General features: G+C 70.2%; 19 protein-coding genes and 2 pseudogenes. 9 read left to right on the top strand and 12 right to left on the bottom strand.

Annotated features, from left to right (window positions below; all coding sequences use genetic code 11):
* Positions 1-58 precede the first annotated feature (58 nt).
* Together ABH941_RS33270 and ABH941_RS33265 are read left to right on the top strand one after the other, a co-directional pair.
* Positions 59-1414, top strand: a complete 1356-nt coding sequence (locus ABH941_RS33270; protein ID WP_370133328.1) for a M16 family metallopeptidase — start codon at positions 59-61, stop codon at positions 1412-1414.
* The gene (locus ABH941_RS33265; RefSeq protein WP_370133326.1) at positions 1411-2796 is read left to right on the top strand and encodes a M16 family metallopeptidase; all 1386 of its coding nucleotides are present in this window, start codon (positions 1411-1413) and stop codon (positions 2794-2796) included. Before ABH941_RS33270 ends, ABH941_RS33265 begins: the two co-directional genes overlap by 4 nt.
* 28 nt (positions 2797-2824) lie before the next feature.
* Here the strand turns inward: ABH941_RS33265 and ABH941_RS33260 are convergent, their stop codons facing one another.
* Positions 2825-4207: an MFS transporter gene (locus ABH941_RS33260; protein WP_370133325.1), complete on the bottom strand. Its 1383-nt coding sequence runs from the start codon at positions 4205-4207 to the stop codon at positions 2825-2827.
* Positions 4208-4427: 220 nt separating this feature from the next.
* On the opposite strand from ABH941_RS33260, the gene ABH941_RS33255 reads away from it, so the two are divergent.
* The 3 genes from ABH941_RS33255 (at position 4428) to ABH941_RS33245 (ending at position 8291) form a co-directional block, all read left to right on the top strand.
* Positions 4428-5099, top strand: a complete 672-nt coding sequence (locus ABH941_RS33255; protein ID WP_370133323.1) for a TetR/AcrR family transcriptional regulator — start codon at positions 4428-4430, stop codon at positions 5097-5099.
* A 117-nt stretch (positions 5100-5216) separates the two neighbouring features.
* Positions 5217-6752: an MFS transporter gene (locus ABH941_RS33250; RefSeq protein ID WP_370133322.1), complete on the top strand. Its 1536-nt coding sequence runs from the start codon at positions 5217-5219 to the stop codon at positions 6750-6752.
* Between the two features lie 345 nt (positions 6753-7097).
* Positions 7098-8291, top strand: a complete 1194-nt coding sequence (locus tag ABH941_RS33245; RefSeq protein ID WP_370133320.1) for an RtcB family protein — start codon at positions 7098-7100, stop codon at positions 8289-8291.
* Between the two features lie 95 nt (positions 8292-8386).
* On the opposite strand, the gene ABH941_RS33240 is transcribed toward ABH941_RS33245, so the two are convergent.
* Positions 8387-8773, bottom strand: coding sequence for a hypothetical protein (locus ABH941_RS33240; RefSeq protein ID WP_370133318.1), 387 nt, complete (start codon positions 8771-8773; stop codon positions 8387-8389).
* Between the two features lie 159 nt (positions 8774-8932).
* On the opposite strand from ABH941_RS33240, the gene ABH941_RS33235 reads away from it, so the two are divergent.
* Together ABH941_RS33235 and ABH941_RS33230 are read left to right on the top strand one after the other, a co-directional pair.
* Positions 8933-9487 (top strand): TetR/AcrR family transcriptional regulator, encoded by a 555-nt coding sequence (locus ABH941_RS33235; RefSeq protein WP_370133317.1) that lies wholly within the window; start codon positions 8933-8935, stop codon positions 9485-9487.
* Between the two features lie 263 nt (positions 9488-9750).
* Positions 9751-10677 carry a zinc-binding dehydrogenase gene (locus ABH941_RS33230; protein ID WP_370133315.1) on the top strand — a complete coding sequence of 309 codons (927 nt, stop codon included), beginning with the start codon at positions 9751-9753 and terminating at the stop codon, positions 10675-10677.
* A gap of 224 nt (positions 10678-10901) precedes the next feature.
* Here the strand turns inward: ABH941_RS33230 and ABH941_RS33225 are convergent, their stop codons facing one another.
* The 8 genes and pseudogenes from ABH941_RS33225 to ABH941_RS33190 all read right to left on the bottom strand — a co-directional run bounded on the left by ABH941_RS33225 (position 10902) and on the right by ABH941_RS33190 (position 19984).
* Positions 10902-11732, bottom strand: a complete 831-nt coding sequence (locus ABH941_RS33225) for a carbon-nitrogen hydrolase family protein (protein WP_370133314.1) — start codon at positions 11730-11732, stop codon at positions 10902-10904.
* Positions 11733-11870: 138 nt separating this feature from the next.
* The gene (locus ABH941_RS33220) at positions 11871-12893 is read right to left on the bottom strand and encodes a phosphotransferase family protein (protein WP_370133312.1); all 1023 of its coding nucleotides are present in this window, start codon (positions 12891-12893) and stop codon (positions 11871-11873) included.
* A gap of 31 nt (positions 12894-12924) precedes the next feature.
* On the bottom strand, positions 12925-14076 hold the full coding sequence (locus ABH941_RS33215; RefSeq protein WP_370133310.1) for an ATP-grasp domain-containing protein: 1152 nt from the start codon (positions 14074-14076) through the stop codon (positions 12925-12927).
* Positions 14077-14321: 245 nt separating this feature from the next.
* Positions 14322-14597 (bottom strand): annotated as a pseudogene (locus ABH941_RS33210) (AMP-dependent synthetase); the annotation flags it as partial.
* 475 nt (positions 14598-15072) lie between these two features.
* Positions 15073-16842 carry an AMP-binding protein gene (locus ABH941_RS33205; RefSeq protein WP_370133308.1) on the bottom strand — a complete coding sequence of 590 codons (1770 nt, stop codon included), beginning with the start codon at positions 16840-16842 and terminating at the stop codon, positions 15073-15075.
* A gap of 339 nt (positions 16843-17181) precedes the next feature.
* The gene (gene dmpG / locus ABH941_RS33200) at positions 17182-18201 is read right to left on the bottom strand and encodes a 4-hydroxy-2-oxovalerate aldolase (RefSeq protein ID WP_370133306.1); all 1020 of its coding nucleotides are present in this window, start codon (positions 18199-18201) and stop codon (positions 17182-17184) included.
* The gene (locus tag ABH941_RS33195; protein ID WP_370133305.1) at positions 18198-19151 is read right to left on the bottom strand and encodes an acetaldehyde dehydrogenase (acetylating); all 954 of its coding nucleotides are present in this window, start codon (positions 19149-19151) and stop codon (positions 18198-18200) included. The genes dmpG and ABH941_RS33195 overlap by 4 nt, the downstream gene beginning before the upstream one ends.
* A complete protein-coding gene (locus ABH941_RS33190) occupies positions 19148-19984 on the bottom strand; it encodes a 2-keto-4-pentenoate hydratase (RefSeq protein ID WP_370133303.1) in 837 nt (278 codons plus the stop codon). Before ABH941_RS33190 ends, ABH941_RS33195 begins: the two co-directional genes overlap by 4 nt.
* A 99-nt stretch (positions 19985-20083) precedes the next feature.
* Between ABH941_RS33190 and ABH941_RS33185 the strand changes: the two genes are divergently transcribed.
* Positions 20084-20833, top strand: coding sequence for an IclR family transcriptional regulator (locus tag ABH941_RS33185; RefSeq protein ID WP_370133301.1), 750 nt, complete (start codon positions 20084-20086; stop codon positions 20831-20833).
* Positions 20834-20835: 2 nt separating this feature from the next.
* Here ABH941_RS33185 and ABH941_RS33180 read toward each other — a convergent pair whose 3' ends face one another.
* On the bottom strand, positions 20836-22437 hold the full coding sequence (locus ABH941_RS33180; RefSeq protein ID WP_370133300.1) for an MFS transporter: 1602 nt from the start codon (positions 22435-22437) through the stop codon (positions 20836-20838).
* A gap of 104 nt (positions 22438-22541) precedes the next feature.
* Here ABH941_RS33180 and ABH941_RS33175 point away from each other — a divergent pair, with 104 nt between their 5' ends.
* A complete protein-coding gene (locus tag ABH941_RS33175; protein WP_370133299.1) occupies positions 22542-23216 on the top strand; it encodes a TetR/AcrR family transcriptional regulator in 675 nt (224 codons plus the stop codon).
* A gap of 80 nt (positions 23217-23296) precedes the next feature.
* On the opposite strand, the pseudogene ABH941_RS33170 reads toward ABH941_RS33175, so the two are convergent.
* Positions 23297-24232 (bottom strand): annotated as a pseudogene (locus tag ABH941_RS33170) (VOC family protein); the annotation flags it as partial.
* Positions 24233-24237 lie beyond the last annotated feature (5 nt).

The following is a 24237-nucleotide window of genomic DNA, read 5'->3' as shown; positions in this document are numbered from 1 at the left end:
CCCCCGAGCAACCTGCAACCGATCCAGACAAGACAGCGACCGGAAGGACGAGGAGCGGATGGCCAACACGGCCCCCAGCACCACCGACGGATTCGTCATCACGGAACACACCCTGGCCAACGGGCTTCGGGTCGTGCTCTCCGAGGACCACCTCACCCCGGTCGCCGCCGTGTGCCTCTGGTACGACGTCGGATCGCGGCACGAGGTGGCGGGCCGTACCGGTCTTGCGCACCTGTTCGAGCACCTGATGTTCCAGGGCTCCGCGTCCGTCCCCGGCAACGGCCACTTCGAGCTGGTCCAGGGCGCCGGCGGCTCCCTCAACGGCACCACGAGCTTCGAGCGGACCAACTACTTCGAGACCATGCCGGCCCACCAGGTCGAGCTGGCCCTGTGGCTGGAGGCGGACCGGATGGGCTCGCTGCTCTCCGCGCTGGACCTGACCGGCCTGGACAACCAGCGGGCGGTGGTGAAGAACGAGCGCCGCCAGCGCTACGACAACGTGCCCTACGGCACCGCCTTCGAGCGCCTGGTCGGCATGGCCTTCCCGGACGGTCACCCCTACCACCACACCCCGATCGGCTCGATGGCGGACCTGGACGCGGCCACCCTCGCCGACGCGCAGGACTTCTTCCGCACCTACTACGCCCCCAACAACGCGGTCCTGTCCGTGGTGGGCGACATCGACCCCGAGCAGACCCTCGCCTGGATCGAGAAGTACTTCGGCAGCATCCCCGCGCACGACGGCAAGCGTCCGCCGCGGGACGGACGCACCGTCAGCCGCGAGCCCGGCGCGGTGCTGCGCCAGCACCTGGTCGAGGAGGTCCCCTCCCAGGCGCTGATGGCCGCCTACCTGCTGCCGGTGGACGGCACCCGGGAGGCCGACGCCGCCGACCTCGCCCTGACCATCCTCGGCTCCGGCGAGTCCAGTCGGCTGTACAACCGGCTGGTCCGCCGCGACCGCACCGCCGTCACCGCGGGATTCGGCCTGCTGCGGCTGTCCGGCGCGCCCTCGCTGGGCTGGCTGGACGCCAAGACCTCCGGCGAGGCCGCGATCACGGACGTCGAGGCGGCCGTGGACGAGGAGCTCGCCCGCTTCGCCGCGGAGGGCCCGACGCCGCAGGAGCTGGAGCGTGCCCAGGCGCAGATCGAACGCGAGTGGCTGGACAGCCTGGACACGGTCCACGGACGCGCCGACGAGCTGTGCCGCTACGCGGTGCTGTTCGGCGACCCCAAGCTGCTGAACACGGCGCTGGCCAAGGTCCTCGACGTCACCGCGGAGGAGGTGCGGGCCGTCGCCGCCAGGTATCTGACCCCGGAGAACCGGGCCGTGCTGACCTACGAGCCCGCCGAGAACGACCCCACCGAGAACGACCCGACCGAGAACGATGCCGCCGACGAGGACGTGACCGCATGACCATCGCGCCCACCATGACGTTCCACCCGCGCCCCGAGCCCGGCGAGGCCACCCCCTGGGCGTTCCCCGCGCCGGTCCGCAGCACCCTGCCCAACGGCCTCACCGTGCTGCGCTGCGACCGTCCCGGCCAGAAGCTGGTCGCCGTCGACCTGCTGCTCGACGCCCCGCTGTCCGCGGAACCGGTCGGCCTGGACGGTGTCGCCACCATCCTGGCCCGCTCCTTCTCCGAGGGCACCGAGAGCCTCACCGCCGAGGAGTTCGCGGGCGAGCTGGAGCGTGCCGGGGCCACCCTGGACGCCCACGCCGACCACACCAGCCTGCGGCTGTCGCTGGAGGTCCCGGCCTCCCGCCTGGAGCGCGGTCTCACCCTGCTCGCCGAGGCGGTCCGCGCGCCGGCGCTGCCGGCCGACGAGATCGAGCGGGTCGTCGCCAACCGGCTGGACGAGATCGTGCACGAGCTCGCCAACCCCGGCCGCCGGGCCGCCTTCGCCCTGTACGGAAGCCTGTTCGACGCGGCGGACCGGATTTCCCGGCCGCGCGCCGGCACCGCGGACACCGTCAAGGGCATCGACCGGGACGCCGTCGCCGACTTCTACGCGGCGCACGTCCGCCCGGCCACCGCGACCGCCGTCATCGTCGGTGACTTCGCGGCCGTCGACTTCGACGCGGTCCTCGCCGCCACCCTCGGCGCCTGGACCGGCGACGCCGGCACCCCCTCCGTCCCGGAGCCGGTCACGGCGGACGACCGCGGCCGGGTGATCATCGTGGACCGGCCCGGATCGGTGCAGACCCAGCTGCTGATCGGCCGGATCGGCCCGGACCGGCACGACCCCTCCTGGGCGGCGCAGATCCTGGGCACCTACTGCCTCGGCGGTACCCTCACCTCGCGGCTGGACCGGGTGCTGCGCGAGGAGAAGGGCTACACCTACGGGGTCAGGGCCTTCGCCCAGCCGCTGCGCTCGGCGGCGGACGGCTCCGGCCGGGCCATGCTGGCGATCTCGGGCTCGGTGGACACCGACTCCACGGCTCCCGCGCTCGCCGACACCTGGACCATCCTGCGCACCCTCGCCGACGAGGGGCTCACCGACGAGGAGCGCGACGTCGCCGTGCAGAACCTCGTCGGCGTCGCCCCGCTGCGCTACGAGACCGCCTCGGCGGTCTGCTCGACCCTGGCCGACCAGGTGGAGCAGGAGCTGCCGGACGACTACCAGGCCCAGGTCTACCGCCGTCTCGCGGAGACCACCACGGCCGAGGCCACGGCCGCCGTGGTGGCCGCCTTCCCGCCGGACCGGCTGGTCACCGTGCTCGTGGGTGACGCCGCGTCAATTGCCGGACCGCTCAAGGACCTCGGCCTGGGCGAGGTCACCGTCGTACACGTCTGACCCCTGCCGGTGACCTCAGCCGGTGACCTCAGCCGGTGATCCCCGCCGGGCAATCGCCGGTGGGCGGGCGGCTCCACGCCGTCCGCCCACCGCCGCGGCATCGACGGCGAGCCCGGCCGCCGAGGGCGCGCCGGCCGAGCAGGGCGGAGAGCAGAAGGGCCACGCCCGAGCAGGAGAAGCCGGCCCGTGCGCCGAGGCTCTCGCCGACGCCGGAGATCAGGAAGCCGGTCAGGGTGGTGGTCCCCGGCAGCGCCATGCTCCACAGGCCCATCACCCGGCCCAGCATCCCCGGCTCGGTGCGCAGCTGCACCAGGGTGTTGGCGGTGGCGATGAACCAGATCGAGGCGAAGCCGGTCAGGGCCATCGCGGCGAAGGTCAGGACCAGGGCGGGGGACCAGGCGACCAGCAGCACGGATACCCCGGTGGCCACGCAGAGCGTCAGCACCCGGGCGCCCGTGGGGGCGCTGGTGCCTGCCGCCAGCAGCGCTCCAGGCAGGGCGCCGACGCCGAACATCGCCATCAGCGCCCCGTATCCGCCGCCGCCCAGGTGCAGCGCCCTGGTGGCCAGCGGGGTGAGCGCGATGCCCATGTTGAAGAGCATCCCGCCGGCGGCGGCCATCGGCAGGCAGGCCCGCACCGCCGGGGTGCGCCAGGCGTAGCGCAGCCCGGAGCGGATCGCTCCGGGCTGCTTCGGCGGGCGTGCCGGCGTCTCCTTGGACGGCGTCTTGTTGGACGGCGTCTTGTTGGACGGCGTCTCGTTGGACGGCGTCTCGTAGGACTCCGTCTGCAGCCGCCACAGGACGAGCAGCGGGGCGAGGAAGGTCAGGCCGTTGGCCAGGAAGCAGCCGGCCGGTCCGCTGGTGGCCAGCAGCAGCCCGCCGAGGGCCGGGCCCAGCACCCGGGAGGAGTTGATCACGACCTCCCACAGTCCGACCGCGCTGGCGACCCCCTCCTTGCCGACCAGGTCCACGATGTAGACCTGGCGGGCCGGGGAGTCGACCGAGGTGACCGCTCCGGCCAGCAGCGACATCCCCAGCATGATCCACAGCGGTAGCCCGGAGGTGGCGGCCAGCACGCCCAGCGTCACACTGCTGACCAGCAGCAGCGACTGGGTCACCAGCAGGATCCGCCGACGGTTGTGGCGGTCCACCAAGGAGCCGGCCCAGGGGCTGAGCACCAGCATCGGACCCCAGGAGCACACGGTCGCCACGCTGAGCCAGAAGGCGTTGCCGGTGCTCTGCAGCACCAGCCAGGACAGGGCGACCGCCTGGGTCGCCCCGCCGGAGGCGCCGAGCACCTGGCTGCCGAACCACCAGCGGAAGTCACGGCGGCGCAGCACCCTGCCGATCCGGGTCAGAGCGGCACCCGCTCCGGTGGCCATGGACTCCTGCGCTGCCGTCCCCGCCGTCATTGGTCTGGACCTCCCCGAGTCGGCTGCAACCTACCGTCCGGCTGGCGGACCCGTCGATCGATATAAGAGACAGCTGTGAATGTGACTCAGGTCACACCCCTGGACGGGATTTCCGGGGAGCCTCTCCCCGTTTAGCTGATTGACTGAAGCAAGCGGGGAGGAAATCCCCGGTTCATTGACCGTCGTCCACCGGGACCGAAGCAGACAGAGGAGCGCCACCATGGTCAGCCAGACCGCCGTCAAGCCCGGCACCCCCCGCCTGCGTGCGGACGCCACCCGCAACCGCGAGCGCATCGTCGCCGCCGCGCAGGAGGCGTTCATCGAGTTCGGTGCGGACGTGCCGCTGGACGAGATCGCCCGCAGGGCCGGCATCGGCAATGCCACGCTCTACCGGCACTTCCCGGACCGGCGCGACCTCGCTCGCAGCGTCGTCCTCTCCGTCTTCGGCACCATGGCCAAGGAGGCGGAGACCATCGCCGCCGAGGCCGCTGATGCCTTCACGGCGCTCGAGGAAATCGTCCACGGCGCGGTGGAATGGAAAATCGGCGCCCTCTGCCCGATGTTCTCGGAGTGGATGGACGTCGACGACCCGGAGCTGCTCGCCGCACGCAACCGCCTCGACAACGTGGTCGAACGGGTCTTCGCCGGCGCCCAGGCGGACGGCACGCTGCGTACTGACGTCGGAACCGGCGACGTCATGATCCTGGCGTCGCAGATCGCCCGGCCGCTACCGGGAACCACACCCCTCCAGCACGTCAACTTCGTCCACCGGTACATCCAGATCGTCCTGGACGGACTGCGCGCACCGCAGCGCTCAGTGCTCCCGGGCCAGCCAGCCATCCTGCAGGACCTCCGCGGCGAGTGCGCCGCAGTGACGGACCCGCAGCACTGACCGTTCGCTGAGCCGTACAGCAGCAACCGCCAACAGCCCGAACGGCGGAATTTCGGGCACGCGAGCACCGCGTGCCGGCCCGAGTTCAGACATGCCTACACAGCCATGGGAAACGTCATGCCCAAGACAGACCAGACAGACAAGACGGCCCAGCCCGTCAGCCTCGAACCAGACCCGCAGCGCTGGAAGGCGCTCGCCTTCATAGCCATTGCCCAGCTCATGGTGGTGCTCGACGCCACCGTCGTGAACATCGCCCTGCCGCACGCCCAGGCGTCCCTGCACATCTCGGACGCCAACCGGCAGTGGGTCATCACCGCCTACAGCCTGGCCTTCGGCGGTCTGCTGCTCTTCGGCGGCCGCATCTCCGACCTGTGGGGCCGCAAGCGCGCCTTCATCCTCGGCCTGGTCGGCTTCGCCGCCGCCTCGGCCCTGGGCGGAGCCGCCGTCAACGAGGGCATGCTGCTCGGTGCCCGTGCCCTGCAGGGTGTCTTCGGCGCCCTGCTCGCCCCCGCGGCCCTCTCGCTGCTCGCCGTCACCTTCACCGAGGCCAAGGAGCGCGCACAGGCGTTCGGCATCTTCGGTGCCATCGCCGGCGCCGGCGGCGCCGTCGGCCTGATCCTCGGCGGTGTGCTCACCCAGTACGTCAACTGGCGCTGGGCCCTGTTCGTGAACATCGCCTTCGCGATCGTCGCGGCTGTCGGCGCGGCCCTGTACATCCACGAGCGCGAGGAAGGCCGCAACCGCGACCGTCTCGACATCCCCGGCGTACTGCTCGCCACCACCGGCCTGGTCGCCCTGGTGTACGGCTTCACCAAGGCCTCCACCCCCGGTGACGGCTGGGGCGCGCCCATCACCGTCGGCATGTTCATCGCCTCGGCCGTGCTGCTCGCCGCCTTCGTCGTGGTCGAGAGCAGGGTCAAGGCACCGCTGCTGCCGCTCCGGGTCATCACCGAGCGCAACCGCGGCGGCGTCTACCTCTCGCTGGGCCTGGCCGTGATCGGCATGTTCGGCCTGTTCCTCTTCCTCACCTACTACCTGCAACTGGTCAAGAACTACTCGCCGGTCATGACCGGCGTGGCGTTCCTGCCGATGATCGCCGGCATGATCATCGGGTCGACCCAGATCGGCGCCCGCCTGATGAACCGGGTCCCGGCCCGGCTGCTGATGGCTCCCGGCTTCGTGGTCGCCGCGATCGGCATGCTCATCCTGACCCAGCTCTCGGTCAACAGCTCCTACCCCGGAACGCTGCTCCCCGGCTTCCTGCTGCTGGGTCTGGGCATGGGCACCGCGTTCATGCCGGCCATGAGCCTGGCGACCTACAAGATCGCCCCGCGTGACGCCGGTGTCGCCTCGGCGATGATCAACACCTCGCAGCAGATCGGCGGCTCCATCGGCACGGCGCTGCTGAGCACCATCGCGGTCAACGCCACCACCAGCTGGGCCAAGTCGCACCACGCGGCCACCCCGGCGCTGGTCGCCCAGGCCCAGGTGCACGGCTATGTGATGGCGATCTGGTTCGCCGTCGGCATCCTGGTCGTCTCCGCGATCATCGTCGCCACTCTGGTCACCGCCGGACGCGACGCCGTCGTCCCGCCGACCGGCGGCGTGGGCGAGGAGATCGGCGAGGCGTCGATCCCGGTGATCGCGCACTGACGCCCACTCGGCAACAACCACGCAGCGGCGCCCGCCTCGTACCCGGAGGCGGGCGCCGCTGCTTTTCCGTCTGCCCCGATATCCCTTTGCGCGCCGGTGGGCGGCCGTGGCTAGATGGTTCCTGTGACCGGCACCACCGCCGGTCCGTGGGCAGTGGAGAGGAGGCGGTCACCATGCGGGTCGAGTCGATGCGCGGGCGCGTCAGCGCCTGCTCCTCCCCCGGGCGACGCCCCTCCACTGCCTGTACCAGGCGCTAGTCCCGTCCCGGTACACGTCTGCGTCCCTTGTGCGGACGCCCTTCTGACGTAGTCTCATCTCTTCCCCGACCGCGGAGGTCGATCAAGCATGTCGTACACCGAAGTACCTGGCGTCCGGGTCCCGATCCGGATGTGGGCGGACCCGGCCACCGTCGAGAGCCAGGCCATGCAGCAGCTGCGGAACATCTCCTCGCTGCCCTGGATCGCCGGCCTCGCGGTGATGCCGGACGTCCACCTCGGCAAGGGCGCCACCGTGGGCTCCGTCATCGCGATGAAGGGCGCGGTCTGCCCGGCCGCGGTCGGCGTCGACATCGGCTGCGGAATGAGCGCGGTCAAGACCTCGCTCACCGCCCGCGACCTCCCCGACAACCTCAGCCGGCTCCGATCGGCCATCGAGCGGGCCATCCCGGTCGGCCGCGGCCTGCACTCCGACCCGGTCGACCCGCGCAAGCTGCACGGCTTCCCGGCGGCGGGGTGGGACCACTTCTGGTCCCGCTTCGACGGTGTCGCCGACGCGGTGAAGTGGCGGCGCGAGCGGGCGATGCAGCAGATGGGGACGCTCGGGTCGGGAAATCATTTCATCGAGGTCTGCACGGACAAGTCCGGTGCGGTCTGGCTGATGCTGCACTCCGGCTCGCGCAACATCGGCAAGGAACTGGCGGAGCACCACATGGGCATCGCCCACGGCCTGCCCCACAACCAGGGCCTGGTCGACCGCGACCTGGCGGTCTTCATCGCGGACACCCCGCAGATGCAGGCATACCGTCAGGACCTGTTCTGGGCGCAGGAGTACGCCAAGCACAACCGCTCGGTGATGATGGCGCTGTTCCAGGACGTCGTCCGTAGGGAGTTCCCCAAGGCGAAGGTCGCCTTTGACCAGGTGATCAGTTGTCACCACAACTACGTCAGCGAGGAGCGCTACGACGGCCAGGATCTTCTGGTCACCCGTAAGGGCGCGATCCGGGCCGGCTCAGGGGATTTCGGCATCATCCCGGGGTCGATGGGAACCGGCTCCTACATCGTCAAGGGCCTGGGCAACGACAGCGCATTCAACTCGGCGTCGCATGGCGCCGGTCGGAAGATGAGCCGGTCGGCGGCCAAGCGGAAGTTCGGCGTGCGGGACCTGGAGGAGCAGACCCGGGGCGTGGAGTGCCGCAAGGACTCCGGCGTCGTGGACGAGATCCCGGGCGCGTACAAGTCGATCGAGAAGGTGATGTCCCAGCAGACCGACCTGGTCGAGATCGTCGCCCAGCTCAAGCAGGTCGTCTGCGTCAAGGGCTGACTGTAAGAGAGGCCCAGTGGGGTACGGCTTCAGGAGCCGTGCCCCACTGACCACTGATCCGCATCAAAGCCGGGACGGCGACCGCGAGAGTGGGTTCAACAGGCGCTCGCCGGGCGCTGGTACCCGCCGGGAACCTCGTCTCCGTTCCGGAAGGTCACCGTAGCGAAGCAAGAGACCACCCAGACCACGATGCACCCCGGCTCGTAAATCGCCTCGAAGGGATAGTCGGGCCAGTCCCCGTAGGACGTGACCATGAACGACTCCTTGGGTTTCAGCCAGTAGTCCTGCCCGGACGGTTCGAGGATCAGTTCCAGGAGCTCGTTGCCATGGTTGACCACGAGCATCGGCAGTGGGTTACCCAACCTCTGGATTCCCTCGTGGCTGAAGTCTCCGGCCAACCTCGGCATGTTCTGCAGGAGCGGCGCCGTTATCTGTTCAGCGGTCAAGCCCTTAGCACGGGTGTTCTCGGGGGTGTTCGACATGGCCCAGAGTCTGCCCGAAGCCTCCGGCCAGGCAGTCTGCGGCAGCATGACCACCCACCAAGTGGAAAGCGGTAGTATGGCTACCGAATCTACCGCCCCGTCGAAGCCGGGCCGGGTTGCCGGTGCCGCTTCGAGAGGCGTCGCGACCAGGAGTTCAGGTTGACTGCCGCAGCACAGCGCGCGCCGCGCAAGGACCAGGTCCGCAATCGGCGGCGGCTGCTCGACGCCGCCCGCCAGGCATTCGCCGAGCAGGGGCCCGATCTGAGCATCGAAGCTGTGGCGCGGGCGGCGAAGGTGGGGGCGACTACCTTCTACCGACACTTCCCGACCAAGGACGACCTCGTCCTGCAGCTGCTGGAGGACCTGGCAGGCGACGCGCGCCAGGTCACGGAGGCGGCCGCCGCCGTCTCCGACGACTGGGAGGCGTTCCGCACGGTGTTCATCCGCGGATGCGCGCTCGACGATGAGGGGTTGCAGCTGTTCGACGCCTTGTGCAGGACGAGTGAGCGGGCGGCCGTGCAGGGACAGATCATCGCGATTTCACTGATCGCCCCGGTCGCCGACCGGGCCCGGAACAGCGGCCGACTGCGCCAGGACATCACTGCCGAGGACGTGGCGGCGCTCATGCGCATGGCCGGCTCGGCCTCGACCCCCCGGCAGCGTGAGATCACGCACGAGGTGATGCTGGCCGGGCTCCGCACCCCGGCCGCGTAGCGGCGCCCATCTCCGGGCGGATCAGCAGCGCAATCACTGCGACGGCTGCGGCGGTGGGCGTTGCCGACCCTGCGCCAAGCCGCCGCTCCACGGTGTGCCGCCGGCGATGTACTCCCGGGAGCGCCGTGAGCGCGATGACGACGACTCCCGATGCGGGCCTGGCAGCGTCACCACCTACAACGAAGTGATCCGGTTGTACCACTACCGTTTTGTGCTACGGTGAAGAGGTAGTCATACTACCGTTTTGCGAGAAAGGCGCCGCCATGCGTGCACTCATCCCCACCGGCAACCCGGAGACCCTCACCGAACTGGGCGATGTCGACCTTCCCACCCCGGCGCACCACGAGGCGCTCGTCCAGGTGACCGACATCTCGCTCAATCGGGCGGACTTCCTGTACCTGAGCGGCCCCGCCAACGACTTCCGCCCCGGCATCGACGCGGCCGGGACGGTCGCCAAGGCCGCCGCCGACGGGAGCGGTCCGGCAGAGGGCAGCCGCGTGGTCCTGCACTTGCCCTCGGGCGGAGGAGGGGCTGAGTACGTCGCCGCCTCGGCGGACCGACTCGCGGTCATCCCCGACAACGTGGACTCCGCCTCCGCGGCCGCGCTTCCTCTGGGTGGGCTGGTCGCCCGGCGACTGCTCGACCTGGCCGGTCCGCTCAAGGGGCGCAGGATCCTGGCCACGGGCGTCGGGGGCGGAGTCGGCCAGGTCCTCATCCAGCTTGCCATCGCCGAGGGCGCCGAGATCACCGCCGTCGCCGAGCAGGGACAGCCGACCGAGCACATGGCGGCGCTGGGCGCCGAGATCGCCCGCGACATCGACGCCGTCGAGGGCAACGCCTTCGACATTGTGCTCGAATCCGTGGGCGGCGACCTGGGGTCGAAGACAGTCCACAAGCTGCGCCCCGGTGGCCAGTACCTCTGGTTCGGCCAGGCCAGCGGCAATCCCATCACCCTGGACTTCTTCCGCCTGCTCCAGGAGGGCACCGCGCTGACCCTGCGTCATTTCGTCTACGCCGACGGCGACGGTAGCCGTGACGCCGAGGACATCGACGCACTGCTGAGCCTTGCATCGCAAGGCAGGCTTCAGGTCGAGATCGGCCACCGCGGCGACTGGAGCAGCGCCGGTCCTGTACTCAAGGAGATGTCCACCGGCCGCCTGCGCGGCAAGGCCGTCCTGAGCATCGCCTGACCCCACCCGGGCCCGCCGGTCGTTGACGGCGACGGCGTCTGACGAATACTCATTCCCCGGAGGGCTACTCCACCGTGGGAGATGGCGTTCGGAGCCATGGCGTAACCGTCTCCAGACGGGTGCGGCGAAGAGGTCGGGCGTGGGGTTGCCGTCGGGCTCCACGCCAAGGAAGCGCCAGAAGTCATGGACCGCGTAGGCATCCGCCAGGGGCTCCCTGCTGTCCGCTATCGGGTCAGTGAGGTGTAGAGCTCGGGGCGGCGGTCGCGGAGGTACGGGTTGGCGGTGCGGGAGGTGTGGAGGAAGGCGGGGTCCACGTCGGCGATGAGGAGTTCCTCGGTTCGACCGGCGCGGGCGCGGACCACGCCGTCGGGGCCGGCCAGGCAGCTGAGGCCGACGAAGTCGAACTCGCCCTCGGTGCCGATCCGGTTGACGTAGGCCACGTAGAGCTGGCTCTCGAAGGCGCGGACCGGTACGACGGTCTCGGCGACCAGCTCGTACGGGTGCATCTGGGCGGTGGGCACGACCAACAGGTCGGTGCCGGCGAGGGCGTGGGCACGGACGTTCTCCGGGAACTCCACGTCGTAGCAGATCATCAGACCGATCCGGGTGCCGTGCAGTTCGGCCTGGACGACGGGCTCGTCGCCGGGCGTGAAGTGGGCGCGCTCGAAGTCGCCGAAGAGGTGCGACTTCCGGTAGTTCGCCAGTGGTTCCCCTCCCGGGCCGACCAGTCGGACCGAGTTGTAGACCTCGCCCGAGGGACCCAGCTCGGGGTAGCCGTAGGCGACGGCGACCCCGGTCGCCGCGGCGATGCCGGCGATGCGCCGGGCGCTGGGCCCGTCGGCGGGCTCCGCCAGGCGGTGCACGTCGTCCCCGATCGCGTAGCCGGTCAGGAACATCTCCGACGTGATCAGCAGTCGGGCGCCCGCATCGGCCGCGCGTCGGGCGGCGTCCTCGATCAGGTCGCCGTTGGCTTTGGTCTCCCGCAGCTGTCCTGAACTCTGGAGCATGGCGACGCCGAGCGGCTCGGGCGACGGCTGGGTCAGGGGCATCGACATGGGTCTCCTCCGGTGGATCGGCGTTCCAAGGAGCCACGGTAATGGTGCGTCGGCAGGTCGATCGGGCAGGGTGGGGGTGCGGTCGGGAGGACCCATCCTGGCGGGTTCTTCCGACCGCACCCGTACCCTGTGCGAGGGCTATCCCGCGACCGCGTCCAGCGCTGCCTTCAGCAGCCTCGCCAGGCCGGCGCTGCGCTCGGCCTGGCCGGGCCCCCTGGTCGGCAGTTCCACGTTCATCACCAGGTAGAGCCAGGCCCGGTAGAGCCGCACCCGGGCCACGGACCCGGCGTCCCAGGTCCACTCGCCCTGCTCGCGGGCGACCGACGCATAGCCCCGCAGCAGCGGGTGCCCGTCCTCGTCCTCGATCGCCCCGAAGAGCACCGGTGAGACGAAGTCCACCAGCGGGTCGCCGTACAGCCAGCGCTCGCCGTCCACCAGGCCGGACAGCCGCAGCCCGGTGCCGTCGAGGCGTGGTTCGGCGAGCACATTGCCGTCCCACAGGTCGAAGTGGACCGGGGTGGGCCGCCGTACCTCGTCCAGGACCCCCGCTGCCGCGCCGATGGTCCGTCGAATCTCGGCCGCGGGCACCGGGAGTTCGGAGCCCAGCTGCTCCGCGTCCGCGAGCAGGTCGTCGATGATCCCGAGGAAGGCCGCACGCCAGGTCGGGGCCTGGCGGCGGCCCTCGCCGGGGTAGCCGAACCAGGTCCCGTCCAAGGTGTGCAGCCGGGCCAGGGCCTGGCCGAGTTCGTAGCGGACGGCGCCGTCGGCGGCAGGTCCGGCGTCGAGCACGCTGAGCGGTGTGCCCGGCAGCAGCGACATCACCAGCCAGTCACCGTCGCAGAGGTCCCGGTCGGTGCCCAGGTGCAGTACCTCGGGGACCGGGATCCCGGCCAGTTCGCGGCGCACCCGTCGGAAGTACTCGGCCTCCGCGCCCAGCACCCCGTGCTCGTAGCGGAGCAGCACCGCGCCGGTCGGTGGCGAGGTCTTGAGCACCACGGCGCGGCCGTCTGCGAGCTCGACCCGCCAGACCGAGGCGAAGGTGCCGCCACCCAGCTCGGACGCCCCGGTGACCCGGCTGCCCGGACCCGGGCCGAGCGAGCGCCGCACCAGCTCCGCCGCGAGGTCCGGGGTCAGCGGGCGCTGGGTCGGGCTCGTCACCATGCGGTCACTGCGGTCACCGGGATCACCGCCGTCACACCGACTCCGCGATGATCCCGGTGACCTGCGTCACCGTCCCCTGGGCCGGCATCGGCGCCTGGGCCGCGGCCCCCTCGGCGTACGGATGCCTCGGGGCCGGGATCGGCAGCTGCCGGGCCGGCGTCGGGTAGGGCGTCGAGATCAGGGTGTAGTCGTCGCCCAGGGAGCCGGGACCGACCGTGATGTCGGTCGGCTCCCGGCCAAGCGCCAGCTGCATCGCCGCCCAGGGGAAGTTCACCCCGCACCGGGAGAGCTGGTGCAGGCCGCCCGAGGGCCGGGTGTTGATGTCCAGCAGCATCGGCACGCCGTGGTGGTGCCGGAACTGAACATTGGTCAGATAGGCCAGTCCGAAGGTCTCCACCAGCAGTCCGGTGGGCTCCAGGTACGCCGGGTCCAGGGTGAAGCCGCGCCGGCGGCCCTCCTTGCTGCGGCCGACCGCGCCGCGCAGCCGTCCGTCCGCGTCGGCCAGGCAGTCCACCGACACCTCGGGGCCGGCCAGGTGCGGCATCACCAGCCAGTCCACCGGGCGTTCCTCCGGCGCGTCCTCCAGCGCGCGGACCACCAGCTCCAGCGGCACGTACCAGCTGGGCGCCCCGGCCAGCCGGGCCAGCGAGAAGGGGTTGCGCGACAGCACCCGGAAGCCCTCGCCGCCGGCGCCGCTCACCGGCTTGAGGCAGGGCTTGTCGCCGGCGGCCTCGATCTCCTCCACGGCGGCCAGCAGTTCGTCGGCGTCCTGCACCCGCCACCAGGGCGGTACCGGCAGCCCGGCCGCGGCCAGCTTCCCGTAGGCCGTCGCCTTGTCGCTGAACAGCTCGATGGCCTCGCTCGGCGGGCTCAGCACGGTGGTGCCCACGGCGGCGAAGTCCTCACGCCGGGCCGCCACGGCGTACTGGTGCAGCCGGGGGAGGAACAGCTGGATGCCGTGCCGGGTGCAGTAGTCCAGCGCGAACTCCACATACGCTGCCGGTGACAGCTGTTCCGGTTCCAGTGAGGAGACGTCGGCGGCCCTCAGCACCGGCGAGTCCGCGTCGATATGGCTGGCGTGGATCTCCAGCTCGACGTTGTCGCGGTTCTCTCTCAACAGGCCGATGAAGAAAGCGTTCTCGGCGTAGGTCCGGTTCAGCCAGATGCGCAGCGGGTGGTTCAAATCGGTGTCTCCAGGACGAAGGCCGGCAGGACGTGGAAGGGCTTCGTGGTGACACAGGTTCACAGCGCCCGTGAGGGCGGGGGCCATGGCCGTGGTCGGGTGCGACCGAACGTGCAACAGGACATGGAATGCCTGTGCCGCGTGGGGGTCGTGGGCGTATCAGACCACGCCGGGGGGTGGTTGCGCGAGTGGCAGATTCGTCATCGTCCGCTGTGTCACCCGTTGTTAACACAACGGCGCGGAGGTTAGGGCTGTTCCCGGCGGAAATCCTCCTCCCAGAACTCGGTTCGGCCGCGGCCGGGACCGCGTTCCGGGGCCTCAGGACCGCCGTGGAGGTCGTCCTCGCGCCCGCGCAGTTCGATCCTCCTGATCTTGCCGGAGACCGTCTTCGGCAGCGCGGCGAACTCCACCCGCCGGACCACCGGATCCGGTGAGGGGACCACGGCGGCCTCGGCCACCGCGGGGTGCTCGATCAGCACGCTCTCCAGCTCGAACGGCGAGATCCGGTAGTCCTGGACTTGAACAGACGTACGACCTTGGGCGCCCTATCGTTCCGAATGGAGATCGCCGTCTGACCTGTGTGAACACGAGGAGCCGGGCTCGTCGGCCGACATGTATCCGCTCAAGGTGAGGTCCCTGCCCGCGTATTCCGGGCGGCAGCCATCGATCTCGTACGTCTGGAACCGACCCTGGGCTCCACCTGTCATCGCAACCGGTGCCTCAGGCGAGCTCACGGAGCTCGCGATTCACCTGTCGTCGCATGGCTGATTCCTGCGTGCTGGGCTGTGGGCCGACTTGAGGGTCCAGTCCACGTCGGCAAGATTGTGATGAGTATCACAGTCGGACGGCGGTCGGGATCTCGGTCGAGCGGCTTGCGCTGCGCCGTAACACCGTGGAGCGCGTCGTCACTGATCTGCTCGCCCGTCAGCGGTGGAGCCCTGCCGCACCCTCGGAGTGTCGCAGGCCCTTCCCTGCGCGCCAGAAGGCCGACAGGACCTAACCGTCCTTCAAGCCGGGGAGGTCTTCCTCCCAGAATTCGCGGTCGCCCCGAGGCGCTGCGGAGCTTGGGCCGCTGACGTCGTGCAGCTTTTCCTCTTGGCCGCGCAGTTCGATGCGGCGGATCTTGCCCGAGATGGTCTTGGGGAGGTCGGCGAACTCGACACGGCGGATGCGCTTGTAGGGGGCGAGCCGCTGGCGGCTCCAGGCGAGGATGGAGCGGGCGGTCTCGGCGGTCGGCTCGTAGCCCGGAGTCAGGACGATGAAGGCCTTGGGCACGGAGAGCCGCAGCGGATCGGGGGAGGGGACGACGGCCGCCTCTGCGACCGCCGGGTGCTCGATCAGCACGCTCTCCAGCTCGAACGGTGACAGCCTGTAGTCGCTACTCTTGAATACGTCGTCACTCCGACCGACGAAGAGGTAGTAGCCGTCGGCGTCGCGCTGAGCGACGTCGCCGGTGTGGTAACGGTCGCCGGCCATGGACTCGGCGTGGCGCTGGGGGTCGTTCTGGTATCCGGTCATCAGGCCCAGCGGCTGGCTTGCCAGCGCCAGGCACAGCTCGCCGTCGACGCCGTCCTCGGTGATCTCTACGCCGGTCACCACGTCCACCAGGACCACCTCGTAGCCGGGTAGCGGGCGACCCATTGAGCCGGGCTTGACAAGCTGACCAGGGGTGTTGCCGATCTGCGCGGTGGTCTCGGTCTGTCCGTACCCGTCGCGCAGGGGTACGCCCCAGGCCTGCTCGATCCGCTCCACCACCTCGGGGTTGAGCGGCTCCCCGGCCCCGACCAGTTCGCGGATCGGGGGGTGCCACTGGGTCAGGTCCTCCAGCAGCAGCATCCGCCAGACCGTGGGCGGCGCGCAGAACGAGGTGACCTGGTGGCGGACCATGGCGTCGAGCAGCGGCTTGGCGGCGAAACGGGGCTGGTTGACGATGAGGATCTCCGCGCCGGCGTTCCAGGGGGCGAAGAAGTTGCTCCAGGCGTGTTTGGCCCAGCCCGGCGAGGAGACGTTGAGGTGCACGTCGCCCGGCCGCAGGCCGATCCAGTACATGGTGGACAAGTGGCCGACCGGGTAGGAGCGGTGGGTGTGCTGCACGAGCTTGGGGCTGCTGGTGGTGCCGGAGGTGAAGTACAGCAGCAGCGGATCTTCGGCGCGGGTGAGGCCGTCCGGGGTGAAGGCGCCGGTGTGATGGGCCGCACCGGCGTAGTCGACCCAATCCGTGACGGGGGTGCCGACGGCGATCCGGGTCCAGCCGCCCTCCAGGCCGGTGAAGCCGGGGGTGAGCGCGGACTCGGCGACGACGTGCCGCACACGGCCCCGGGACAGGCGGTCCGCCAAGTCCTCGGGAGTCAGCAGAGTGCTCGCGGGGATGACGACCGCGCCCAGTTTGATCGCGGCGAGCATCACCTCCCACAGCGCCACCTGGTTGCCGAGCAGCAGCAGGATCCGGTCGCCGCGGACCACTCCCTGGGCACGTAGCCAACCGGCCGTGCGGTCGGAACGCTCCCGCAGTTCGGCGAAGGTCAGAGCGGTCTCGCAGAGCTGTGCGCCGTCCGCGTCGATGTCGACCACTCGCAAGCCGACTGCGTTGTTGCCTTCGGCCTCCACGTCGAACCAGTCCAGCGCCCAGTTGAAGTGCTCGCCCTGGGGACGTGGGAAGGCGCGGGCGGCCTCCAGATCGGCGCGATGCCCCAGCAGATGGTCCCGGGAGGCCCGGAAGTCGCGGTAAGCGGCGGAATCCCGTCGAGCGGTCGTGCCCGAAGCCATGTGGTCGTCCCTTGGTCTCGTCCGCCCGGCCTCATGTCCAGCGGCCGGCAGTGGGTGCATCGGCACGCTGCCATTGCTGCTGAATCCTGGTCAAGGAACTCGCCGTGCAGCGTTTTCTCCGCGGCGGGCTGCTCGATGGTTACCTGCGGCCGGAGCGGAAGGAGAGCAGTGCCGTTCGTGAAGCAGGCGCTACCTCCAACCACCCATGCGGCGCCGACCGAGAGCAGCAGGTCAGCGCGACCTTCGCCGCCGGGGCCGTGGTCAGGTCAGCGCGACCTTCGCCGCCGGGGCCGTGGTCGCCGGCTACCAACCGTGGTTCACCCCTGTCGGCGTTCGGGATCAGGCCGACGTGTGCACGGGGGCGAGCAGGTCCAGCGCGATGTCGGTGATCATGTCCTCCTGGCCGCCGACCATTCGGCGTCGGCCGACCTCGACCAGGATGCTGCGGGTGTCCAGGCCGTAGCGGGCGGCGGCGGTCTCGGCGTGGCGCAGGAAGCTGGAGTACACCCCGGCGTAGCCGAGGCTGAGAGTCTCGCGGTCCACCCGTACCTCGCGGTCCTGGAGCGGTCTGACCAGGTCGTCGGCGGCGTCCATGAGGGGGAACAGATTGCAGGCGTGCTCCCAGCCCATCAGATCGGCGACCGCGATGAACGCCTCCAACGGGCAATTGCCCGCCCCCGCGCCCTGCCCCGCGAGTGATGCGTCCACGCGTACCGCGCCGCTCTCGACGGCGACCACGGTGTTGGCGACGCCGAGGGCGAGGTTGTGATGGGCGTGGATGCCGAGTTCGGTGGTGGGATCGAGTACCTCGCGGTAAGCGCGGAAGCGGTCGCGGACCCCGTCCATGGTGAGGCGGCCGCCGGAGTCGGTGACGTAGACGCAGCGGGCTCCGTAGGACTCCATGAGCTTGGCCTGGCGGGCGAGTTCGGTCGGCTCAGCCATGTGGGACATCATCAGGAAGCCGGCCACGTCCATCCCCAGCTCCCGCGCGGCGGCGATGTGCTGGGCGGAGATGTCGGCCTCGGTGCAGTGCGTGGCGATCCGTACCGAGCGGATGCCCAGGGCATGCGCCTGCCTCAGGTCGTGCAGGGTGCCGATGCCGGGCAGTAGCAGCGTCGTGGGAACGGAGTGTTGCACGACGTCGGTGACAGCCTCGATCCACTCCCAGTCGGTGTGGGCGCCGACGCCGTAGGTGATGCTGGAGCCGGCCAGTCCGTCGCCGTGGGCGATCTCGATGGCGGCCACCCCTGCGGCGTCCAGGGCGCCGGCTATGGCTCGGGCCTGGTCGACGGTGTAGCGGTGCCGTACGGCGTGCATGCCGTCCCGCAGGGTGACGTCCTGGACGTAGAGAGGGGTCACTTGACGGCCTCCTTGCTGTGGTGGGCGGCCATGCGTTCCGCGGTGCGCAGCGCGGCCGAGGTCATGATGTCGAGGTTTCCGGCGTAGGCCGGGAGGTAGTGGGCAGCACCCTCGACTTCCAGGAACACCGACACCTTGAGGACCTCGCCGGCACCGCGGGCCAGGGTGCGCAGCGGGTCGTCGGCCGCTACCCGGTCGTACTGCACCTTCTGCTTGAGCCGGTAGCCGGGTACGTACGCCTGGACGCGGCCGACCATCTCCTCGACGGATGCCGTGACCGTCTCGGTGGAGACGTCGGACACCAGGCAGTGCACGGTGTCCCGCATGATCAATGGGGGCTCGGCCGGGTTGAGGACGATGATCGCCTTGCCCTGCGCGGCCCCGCCGACCTTCTTGATGGCCGAGGAGGTGGTCTCGGTGAACTCGTCGATGTTGGCCCGGGTGCCGGGGCCGGCGGAGCGGGATGCGATCGAGGCGATGATCTCGCCGTAGTGCACCGGGGTGACCGCGTTCACGGCGGCCACGATCGGGATGGTGGCCTGGCCGCCGCAGGTGACCATGTTGACGTTCGGGGCGTCGAGATGGGCGTCGCCGTTGACCGGCGGGACGACATAGGGGCCGACGGCCGCAGGGGTGAGGTCGATGAGAGTGCGCCCGAGCGGGCGCAGGACCTGGTCGTGGTGGCGGTGCGCTCCGGCCGATGTCGCGTCGAAGACGAAGTCGACGCCGGCGAACTCGTCCAGCGCGACGAGTCCCTCCACACCCTCGTGGGTGGTGGCGACCTTCAGGCGCCGGGCGCGGGCCAGGCCGTCGGAATCCGGGTCGATACCGGCCATGGCGGCGACCTCCAGGCTCTCCGAGAGCCGCAGGACCTTGATCAGGAGGTCGGTGCCGATGTTGCCCGAGCCGATGATGGCGACCCTGGTCCGCGGTTCCGGGGTGCTGCTCATGTGTCGTCTCCCTCGTTCCGGGCCGTCGCGAAGCGGACCTGGACGGAGCCCAGTCCCGAGATCGTCGCCTCGAACACGTCTCCTGCCGCAGCGGGCACCATGGGCCCGAGCGCCCCGGTCAGCACGAGGTCGCCGGCCCGCAGCGGGTCACCGCGTCGGGCGAGGGCTGAGGCCAGCCAGGCCGTCGCGTTGAGCGGGCTGCCGAGGCAGTCGGCACCGGTTCCCTCAGAGGCCACTACATTGTTCCGCGTCATGGACATCGCCACCGAGCGCAGGTCCACGGACGTCAGAGACACGGGAGTGCCGCCCAGGACGTAGCGGCCGCAGGAGGCGTTGTCGGCCACGGTATCGATGATCGAGATATTCCAATCGGCGATCCTGCTGTCGACGATCTCCAGCGCGGGCAGTGCGAAGTCGACCGCGCGCAGCACGTCGACGACCGTGCAGTCGCGCTCCGGCAAGTCAGCGCCGAGCACAAGGGCGACCTCGGCCTCCACCTTCGGCTGAAGCAGCAGGCCGGCTACCACCTCGCCGCCTTGCTCCACCGCCATGTCGGCGAAGAGCGCACCGAAGTCGGGTTGGTCCACTCCGAGCTGGGCCTGCACGGAGGGCGAGGTCAGGCCGATCTTGCGGCCGACGATGCGGCGCCCTGCGGCTTGAGCGCGCTGGATGTTCAGGCGCTGTACGAGGTACGCGCTCTCCAGGCCGCCGTCGTCCAGCAACGGGCGCACCGGCGGGCAGGCAACCCGCGTGCGGGCCGCCTCGGTCAGGGCGTCTGCGGCTTTGACCACGGCCGGGGGGACGGCCTCAGCCGGTGAAGCGGCTGACGACATGGGCGACCTCCAGATGGTGCGGAAGGGGCCGGGGGCTCTCGGCCCTCGGTGTTGAGCCAGGTATAGACAATGGAGATACGAAGCGACAATGTTTATTCCATGACACGGAACAGTGCGGGCGGCAACATGCTGGAGAAGTCCGCCGGAATCCTGGAGAGCTTCCTGCCGAGTGGAGGACCGTATCGCCTGTCCGAGCTCGCGGAACGGACCGGCCTGCCCAAGCCGACGGTCCACCGGCTTGCCGCTGACCTCGTGCGCCTCGGCTGGCTTGAGCGCACGGGCCCCCACTACCGGCTCGGCGCCAAGCTCTTCGAGCTCGGATCCCTGGTACCACGGCGCCGCGACCTGCGGGAGACGGCGCTGCCCTTTCTGCAGGACCTGTTCGAAGCCACCCATGAGACCGTCCACCTGGGCGTACGTGAGGACCTCGATGTGGTCTACCTGGAGCGCATCCATGGCCACGAGGCTCCGTGGCTGCCCTCCCGCATCGGTGGCAGTCTCCCGTTGACCTGCACCGGCGTGGGCAAGGCCCTGCTCGCGTTCTCCGAGGCCGAGCTGACGGAGAAGGTGCTCTCCGAGCCGTTGCGCAGGCTGACCCGCTACTCGATCACGGATCCGGAGCGGCTGCGTACGGCACTGGAGAAGACCCAGGTCTCCGGGCTCGCCTACGAGGAGCAGGAGGCTGCGGAAGGCGTCAGCTGCATCGCTGCCCCGGTGTTCGCGGGCGGTGCCGTCGTCGCCGCACTTTCCGTCGCGGTGCCTCGGGCCCGCTTTCGCCCCGCTCAGCTGGCCCCGGCAGTACGCACAGCGGCACTCGGTCTTTCCCGGGTGCTGCGCGGCGCAGTCTGAGCTCAGCGGGCGGAGGCCGTCGCAGGCTCGGGCACGTGCTGTTCGGGATCCGCCGCCGCCGTGCGGCGGCCGGGCAGGACGAGCGCTACCAGGACGGTTCCGACGGACAGGACGATGCCGCCGATCAGACTCGTGTGGGCGACCGCGTGGGTGAAGGCGTGGTCGGCCGCGGCGATCAGGGCCTGGGCCTGCTGGGCGCCGCTCGCCGAGCTGTGGGTGAGCTGCTGAGCCACGCCGAGGGCGCCGCCGATCGAGTCCTTGGCAGTGCTCAGCGCCTCCGTCGGCAGCTGGCCCGCGAGCGCCGCACCGATCCTGTCCTTGTAGGCGGTGGCCAGGATGGATCCCAGCAGGGCGATGCCCAGGGAACCGCCGAACTCCACCGCGGTGTCGTTGATGCCGCCTCCGACGCCGAGTTCGGACTCGGGGAAGGAACCCATGATCTGGTCGGTGCACGGGGACGAACTCAGTCCGATCGCCAGCCCGAGCAGGGCCAGGGTGGGCACGAAGTCGGTGTAGGTCGCGCCGTTGCCGATCCGGGCAAGCAGGAAGATCGCGGCAGTGCCCAACAGCATCCCGGCGACCACGACCGGCTTCATGCCCAGCTTCTGGCTCAGTTTCCCGGTGAGCGCGGCGCCGAGGAACACCCCGCCGGCGAGCGGCAGCAACCGCACGCCGGTGGACAGCGCGTCGTAGCCGAGGACGAACTGGAGGTACTGGGTGGCGTAGTAGATGGTGCCGAAGGCCCCGAGGAAGAAGAAGAGGACCGCCAGGACAGAGCCGCTGAAGGCCCGGTCGCGGAACTTGCGGACGTTCAGGATCGGGGCCGGGTGGCGCAGCTCCCAGAGCAGGAACGCCATCAGCCCGGCCGCGCCGATCGCGACCGCGCTGATCGCGGGAGCGTGCCAGCCGAAGTGCGGTCCCTCGATGACGGCGTAGACGAGCGCGCCCACGGTGACGACCGACAGCAGACCACCGACGAGGTCCAGCCGTCCCATGCCCTCGGCCTTGGACGGAGGCACCAGTACGAGGGCGGCCAGGATGGCCACCGCGGCGATGGGTACGTTGATCAGGAACGTCGACCCCCAGGCGTGCTGCTTGAGCAGCGCCCCGGCGATCAGCGGACCCATGGCGATACCCAGGCCGGAAGTGGCGGACCAGGCGGTGATCGCTTTGGCGCGTTCGGCCCGGGGGAAGGTGGCGACCAGCAAGGACAGCGTCGCCGGCATGACGATTGCCGCGCCGACACCCATGATCGCCCGCGCGGCGATGACGGTTGCGGCGCTGTGCACCAGGCTGCCCATGACCGATCCGGCGCCGAAGACGACCAGGCCCGCTATCAGCGCCCCGCGACGGCTGTACTTGTCGCCCACGGCACCCAGGATCAGCATCAGTGCGGCGTAGGGGACGGTGTAGCCGTCGACCACCCACTGCAGGTCGGCACTGCTCAGGCTCAGGTCGCGGGTCATGTCCGGCGCGGCCACGATCAGCGAGGTGTTGGCCATCACGACGATCAGCAGACTCAGGCAGAGCACCAGCAGCGCCCACCACCTGCGCGGATAAGGGGCTTTCATGCGGTCCGCCGGGACCGAGGCAAGGAAGGGCACAGGAAACCTCCACTGGAGAAACTTGCACGGCTATGTGCAACCATAGAAACATGCACGATGATGTGCAAGTATGGAGGCGGTCGACCAGACAGGGAGCCGCACCCATGACCGTCAGCCAACTGCCTGCCCCCCAGCGCAGCCACGCCCGCTCCAACAGGGCACGTATCCTTGCCACCGCCCGCGAGGAGTTGAGTCGCAATGCGGACGCGAGCCTCGACGAACTGGCCCGCGCCGCCGGCGTCGCCCGGCGCACCCTCTACGGCCATTTTCCGAACAGACAGGTGCTGGTCGCGGCCCTCGCCGAGGAGGCGACAGCGTCCGTGGAGCAGGCGTTCACCGCAGCGCGCCGGCCCGATGACGACCCTGTGTCCTCCCTGGCCCGGGTGACCCTGGCCGTGTGGGCGGTCGGCGACCGCTACCGCATGCTCATCTCCCTCGCCAGGCGCGACCTGGGGGAGGAAGGCATCCGGGCCGCTCTCGCTCCGGCGCGGGCCGAGGTGACCTCCATCCTCGAACGCGGCCAGGTCGACGGCGTCATCGCCGATCACGTCCCCGCGCCGGTTCTCTCCCAAGCGTTGGAGGCGCTGACCCTTGCGCTCATCGAGGCGCAGAACGCACCGGGGTGGAGCGATCCCGCAGGTGAGGCGGCAGCCCTTTCACTGCTTCTCGCCGCCGGCGTCCCATGTGCCGCCGCGCGGGATCGTGTGCACGCCATTCTCGCGGAGGCCGGCCGGGGGCCGGAATCGCTGTTCGCACCGCAGATGCCGACAGGGCGCTGAAGCGTGGACGCTTCGGGGCCTTCACCGGCGGGTCACCGGAGCCGGTGCCGGCGCGCAGCCACCGGTTTCGCGGGTCGCAGTCAGGCATCCGGGATGCCCGCTCCGCTGAGGGCCGGGACGGTGTTCTCCGGGCGGGCGAGGGAGAAGGCGCCGAGCCGGAACTGGTCGAGCTTGTCGACGATGGTCTGGCCGACGGGGGTGTGGCCCCAGATGCTGATGCCCCGGTGGGTGCTGGGCTGCCAGGTGGACTCGTCGATCACCAGGGGGTTCCAGCCGACCTCCCACTCGAAGCCCGAGGGGTTGCGGGCGTAGTAGGAGAGTTCCTTGTCGTTGGTGTGCTGTCCAACGGACAGGGCCATGTCGAAGCCGAGTTCGCGCACGCGCTGGTAGCTGCGGGCCACGTCGTCGAGGGTGGCGGCCTGGATGTTGAGGTGCTGGATCCGGGTGCGGACGGGGTCGATGGGCAGGCCTCGGACTGCTGCGATGGCGATGGAGTGGTGGCGTTCGTTGACCCGCAGGAAGCGGATCTTGAGCTTGATACCGCTGATGGTCTCGTCGATGTAGTCGGTCAGGCGGGCGTCGAAGACGGTGTCGAAGTAGCCGCGCAGCTGGGCCGGCTTGGTGGAGGTGATCGCGATGTGGCCCATGCCGGAGTCACCGGTGACGAAGCCGGAGGCGAGCATCCGCAGCGGCTCTGCGGACTTCACCGGGGTGGTGCAGATCTCCTGGGTGATGCCCTTGGGGCCGGGGAAACGCAGCAGGCGTTCGACGCCGCGCAGGGCGGCCTCCTCGGCGGTGCCCTCGACAGCGGGCACGCCATGGGCGCGGATGCGGGCCTCGATCTGCTCGAAGGCGGTGTGGTCGTCGAGGTGCCAGCCGGTGGCCAACACGTCCTCGGCCGGCCCGCGCCGCAGCAGGAAGCGGCACTCCTGGTCGTCGAGGCGGAAGCGCATCAGGTTCGCGTCCAGGGCGTCGTGGTGCATGCCGATGGCGTCCGTGCCGAAGCGACGCCAGTCGGTGC

It is taken from the genome of Streptacidiphilus sp. EB103A (genome assembly GCF_041261405.1).
In the GTDB taxonomy this organism is placed as follows: Bacteria; Actinomycetota; Actinomycetes; order Streptomycetales; family Streptomycetaceae; genus Streptacidiphilus.
The sequence above is the reverse complement of the archived record's forward strand: the minus strand, read 5'-3'. Positions and strand labels throughout refer to the sequence as shown.